General features: G+C 66.0%; 4 protein-coding genes. 2 read left to right on the top strand and 2 right to left on the bottom strand.

Annotated features, from left to right (window positions below; all coding sequences use genetic code 11):
- Window positions 1–182 precede the first annotated feature (182 nt).
- A complete protein-coding gene (locus BRAS3809_RS07755; protein ID WP_008961532.1) occupies window positions 183–728 on the bottom strand; it encodes a carboxymuconolactone decarboxylase family protein in 546 nt (181 codons plus the stop codon).
- Window positions 729–882: 154 nt separating this feature from the next.
- Here BRAS3809_RS07755 and BRAS3809_RS07750 point away from each other — a divergent pair, with 154 nt between their 5' ends.
- Complete coding sequence (locus tag BRAS3809_RS07750) at window positions 883–2,067, top strand: acyl-CoA dehydrogenase family protein (RefSeq protein WP_008961531.1); 1,185 nt, start codon at window positions 883–885, stop codon at window positions 2,065–2,067.
- A 156-nt stretch (window positions 2,068–2,223) separates the two neighbouring features.
- Complete coding sequence (locus tag BRAS3809_RS07745) at window positions 2,224–3,363, top strand: acyl-CoA dehydrogenase family protein (protein WP_008961530.1); 1,140 nt, start codon at window positions 2,224–2,226, stop codon at window positions 3,361–3,363.
- A gap of 336 nt (window positions 3,364–3,699) precedes the next feature.
- On the opposite strand, the gene BRAS3809_RS07740 is transcribed toward BRAS3809_RS07745, so the two are convergent.
- On the bottom strand, window positions 3,700–4,155 hold the full coding sequence (locus tag BRAS3809_RS07740; RefSeq protein ID WP_008961529.1) for a fasciclin domain-containing protein: 456 nt from the start codon (window positions 4,153–4,155) through the stop codon (window positions 3,700–3,702).
- Window positions 4,156–4,551 lie beyond the last annotated feature (396 nt).

Genomic DNA, 4,551 nt, shown 5'->3' with positions numbered 1-4,551 from the left:
GTGGGAGAGGGTGGCTTTCATGCGCAGCATGAAAGCCGGGTGAGGGGTTGCCACGAACTCCGACCTGAATTTGTGGCACGAACCCCTCACCCAAGCGAGTTCGTGGCTCGCAGCTGTGTAGCCCTCTCCCACAAGGGGAGAGGGCGCAGTCATGGGCACCGCGGGTGCGCTGTACGCACATATCACTTCAGCTCCGAGACCTCGCCCTCCGGCAGATCGAACTCGAACGTATTCAGCGTCATCGAGACCATGGTGTAGTAGCCGCACAGGCCGATGATCTCGACCACGCCGCGCTCGCCGAGCGTTGCGATGGCATCCTTGTAGAGAACATCGGTCAGTCCATGCCCCTCGTGCAGCGACTTCGCGACGTCGTAGATCATCTGCGCCTTGGGGTCGGAAAAATCCGGCGTGCGGCGGTCGCGGATGGCGTCGATGATCTTGATGTCCAGTCCGCCCGCCAGCGCCAGGCGCTTATGCGCGTACCATTCGTAATGCGCGGTCCAGTGCCGCGCCGTCACCAGGATCGCGATCTCGGACAGCGCGGCCGGAAACACGGTGTCGTAGCGCAGGAAGGCGCCGAGCCGGGTCGCGTGCCGCGCCATTTCCGGGCTGTTCAGCCAGGCCATCATCGGGGGCGGCGGCGAGCCGCGCTTGCTGGCGATCGACTCGTCGTAGGTCTGGCGCTGGTCGGCGCTCATTTCGCCAGGCGAAAGAAGTTTCAGGCGCATGGTCGTTTCCTCGTATTTTCACGCGGCGGCATCATGATCATAGATCGCCTGACAAGGCGAGGGCGGCCGCGGCGACATCGATGTTGAATTCCCGGACGCGCTGAGGTTAGGTCGTTCCAACGACATCATTCATGGAAACGCGCGAGGACTGGGCATGGCCGATCTCGACACATTCCGCCGCGAAACGAGGGCCTGGCTGGAGGCGAATTGTCCGCCGGAAATGCGCCGGCCGATGACCTCGGACGAGGACACGTTCTGGGGCGGCCGCAACGCCAAATTCTCCTCCGAGCCGCAGCGCATCTGGTTCGAGCGGATGCGCGACAAGGGCTGGACGGTGCCGCACTGGCCGACGGAATATGGCGGCGGCGGCCTCGACGGCGAGGAGGCCAAGATCGTGCGCCAGGAGATGGCCGCGATCGGCGCGCGCGCCCCGATCACCTCGTTCGGCATCTCCATGCTCGGGCCGGCGCTGTTGAAATACGGCACCGAGGCGCAGAAACGCGAGCACCTGCCGAAGATCACCGCCGGTCTCATTCGCTGGTGCCAGGGCTATTCCGAGCCGAACGCCGGCTCCGACCTCGCCTCGCTGCAGACCCGCGCCGAGAGCGACGGTGACGACTACATCATCAACGGCCAGAAGATCTGGACCTCCTACGCCAACTACGCCGACTGGATCTTCTGCCTGGTGCGCACCGATCCCGCGGCGAAGAAGCATGACGGCATCAGCTTCATCCTGTTCGACATGACCTCGAAGGGCGTGTCGACCAAGCCGATCCTGCTGATCTCCGGCCGCTCGCCGTTCTGCGAGACCTTCTTCGACAACGTCCGGGTGCCCAAGGCGAATGTGGTGGGCACCGTGAATCGCGGCTGGGACGTTGCGAAATACCTGCTGCAGCACGAGCGCGCGATGATCTCCGGCATGGGCGAGCGCGGCGGCAGCCGGCCGCTTGGCCAGGTCGCGGCGGACTCCATCGGCAGCGACGCGCAAGGCCGGCTCGATGATGCGCTGCTGCGCGCCGACATCGCGACGTTTGACGTCGATGAAGCCGCGCTTGCCGCGGCGGCTGAGCGCATGGTCGATCTCGCCAAGGCCGGGCAGGGCCATCCGGCGTTCTCGTCCGCGATGAAGTATTACGGCACCGAGCTCAACAAGCGCCGCCACGAGCTCTTGATGTCATCAGGCGGCATCGACGCGCTGGAATGGGAGAGCGAGCGCTCCCACGAGGGCGCGCGTCCCCGCGCCTGGCTGCGCACCAAGGCCAACTCGATCGAAGGCGGCACCTCCGAGGTCATGCTCGGCATCGTCGCCAAGCGCATCCTCGATCTGCCGGGGGCGTGACGAAAGACCCTCATCCTGAGGAGCGCGCCCCTTGGCGCGCGTCTCGAAGGATGAGGCCCCGACATTGGCCTCATGGTTCGAGACGGCGCAAGGGCGCCTCCTCACCATGAGGGTTGAGAGCGAACCGATCAGCCGCAGTTTTCAAGGATGCCTTCCATGCCTCTCCTCCTCACCGAAGAACAATCCATGCTGCGAGACAGCGCGCGCGGCCTGATCTCCGATCACGCGCCGGTGGCGCACTTGCGCAAGCTGCGCGATTCGCGCGACGAGACCGGCTTCTCCAGGGAGCTCTGGGCCACCTTCGCCGAGATGGGCTTTGCCGGCCTGCTGGTGCCGGAGGAGCACGGCGGCTCCGGCCTGGGCGCGGTCGAGGCCGGCGTCGTGATGGAGGAGATCGGCCGCACCTTGATGCCGTCGCCATTTCTCGCGACGTCGGTGCTGTCGGCTGCCGCGCTGACGCGCGCCGGTTCAGCGGCGCAGAAGTCCGAGCATCTGCCGAAGATCGCGAGCGGCAAGCTGCTCGCGGCGCTCGCGCTCGACGAGGGCGCCAAGCACCGGCCCCTGCACACGTCGCTGCAGGCGGTGCGCTCCGGCAACGGCTTCAGGCTGAACGGCGCGAAGGCGATGGTGGTCGACGGCCATGTCGCCGATCTCCTGCTCGTCGTCGCGCGCAGCGCCGGTGCGCCGGGTGAGCGCAACGGACTCACGCTGTTCCTGGTCGATCCCAAGGCCAAGGGCGTTGCGATCGAGCGCACCATCATGGTCGACGCGCACAATGCCGCGCGCATCAGTTTCGACAACGTCGAGGTGACCGCCGATCATGTGCTCGGCGAGGTCGATGGCGGCGCCGCCGTGCTCGGCGGCGTCCTCGATCTCGGCCGCGGCGCGGTCGCTTCGGAGATGGTGGGCCTGAGCGAGGAGGTGTTCGGCCGCACCGTCGCCTATCTCAAGGAGCGCAAGCAGTTCGGCAAGGCGATCGGCGAATTCCAGGCGCTGCAGCATCGCGCCGCGCATCTCTACATCGAGATCGAGATCACCCGCGCCGCCGTGCTGAAGGCGCTGCAGGCGCTCGATTCCGATCCCGCCGGCGCGACGGCTGCCGTCGCCGTGGCCAAGGCCCGCGCCGGCGCCACCGCCACCCGCGCCGTTCAGGAGGGCGTGCAGATGCATGGCGGCATGGGCATGACCGATCAGTTCGACATCGGCTTCTTCATGAAGCGCGCCCGGGTGTGCGAGGAACTGCTCGGCGATGCGAACTATCACGCGGCGCAGCTGGCGGCAATGAGAGGGTATTGAGTCAAATCCCTCTCGCGAGGCATCGCTATCTTCACAAGCTGTGGCCGAGGTCGCGCCACACCCACCGCTGTCGTCCCGGCGAACGCCGGGACCCATAACCACAGGACGATGGGGTGACGCGCGCTGGCAGCTCCAGCCTTCGCCAAAGTCCGGACGGTGGTTATGGGTCCCGGCTCAAGGCCGTGACGACACCGATATTGTTGCGCCGTGATCGGACGTCAGCACGTCCAGCCATTAACGGCGACATGCCGTGCAACTCATCAGCGCCTTGAAGGTCGTGATCTCGGTCACCCAATACGAAGAGCGCGCCGTCATCGACGGCGCGCCCCCGCTTGATCAGTGATGCATCGCCGTCTTAGCCGGCGGCAGCAGCACCTTGTCGATCACGTGGATGACGCCGTTCGAGGCGACGATGTCGGCCTGCACGACATGCGCGTCGTTGACCTGCACGCCGAAGAAGGTGCCGTCGACGTCGACCTTCTGACCTTCCGCGGTCTTGACGCTGAGCTTCTTGCCGGCGACGTCGCCCGCCTTCACCGCGCCCGGGAGCACGTGATACTTCAGGATCGCCGCGAGCTTGCCCTTGTTCTTCGGCTTGAGCAGGTCCTCGACGGTGCCGGGCGGCAGCGCCGCGAACGCCGCGTCAGTCGGCGCAAACACCGTGAACGGACCCTTGCTCTTCAGCACCGGCACGACGCCCGCGGCCTTGGCGGCGGCGACCAGCGTCTTGAACTGGCCCGCGCCAACGGCGGTGTCGACGATATCGGCGGCGCGAGCGGCCGTGGCTGACATGGAGAGCGCGCCCAGCATCAACGCGCCGGCTACGAACGAACGGATTCCCAGCGTCATACGAGTGTTTCCTTGTGAACTGAACTGATGAGTTGGCTGATGCGCGAACAGGATTTGCGGCCCTCGTTTCCCCTGTGGTCCAGGGTCGCATCACCCCGACCGGATTGGTCGAGTTCGTTACGAGCGCTGCGTTCGGATGGATTTGAGAATGCGTTCACGAACTCGTGAGCGGGCTGCTCCGCCTCGGTAGCACAGTGCGCGAGAGGTCTGATTCAGCGGGACTAATGGCGCGATGGAGGCAGGCGCGTTGCCCGTCGTGCCATTTTGTCGCAATCCGACGGGCGTTGAGTCGTCGGGCAAATCAGCGGCACATTTGGCCGCGTCACGGCCCGCACGAGG

The sequence above is a fragment of the Bradyrhizobium sp. STM 3809 genome (assembly GCF_000239795.1).
Classification (GTDB): Bacteria; Pseudomonadota; Alphaproteobacteria; order Rhizobiales; family Xanthobacteraceae; genus Bradyrhizobium.
This window is presented reverse-complemented; position numbering and strand designations above follow the sequence as displayed.

What these genes read in the sequence shown, in the direction of transcription:
- BRAS3809_RS07755 (WP_008961532.1), bottom strand. Translation starts at nt 728, where the DNA reads ATGCGCCTGAAACTTCTTTCGCCTGGCGAAATGAGCGCCGACCAGCGC.
- BRAS3809_RS07750 (WP_008961531.1), top strand. Translation starts at nt 883, where the DNA reads ATGGCCGATCTCGACACATTCCGCCGCGAAACGAGGGCCTGGCTGGAG.
- BRAS3809_RS07745 (WP_008961530.1), top strand. Translation starts at nt 2,224, where the DNA reads ATGCCTCTCCTCCTCACCGAAGAACAATCCATGCTGCGAGACAGCGCG.
- BRAS3809_RS07740 (WP_008961529.1), bottom strand. Translation starts at nt 4,155, where the DNA reads ATGTCAGCCACGGCCGCTCGCGCCGCCGATATCGTCGACACCGCCGTT.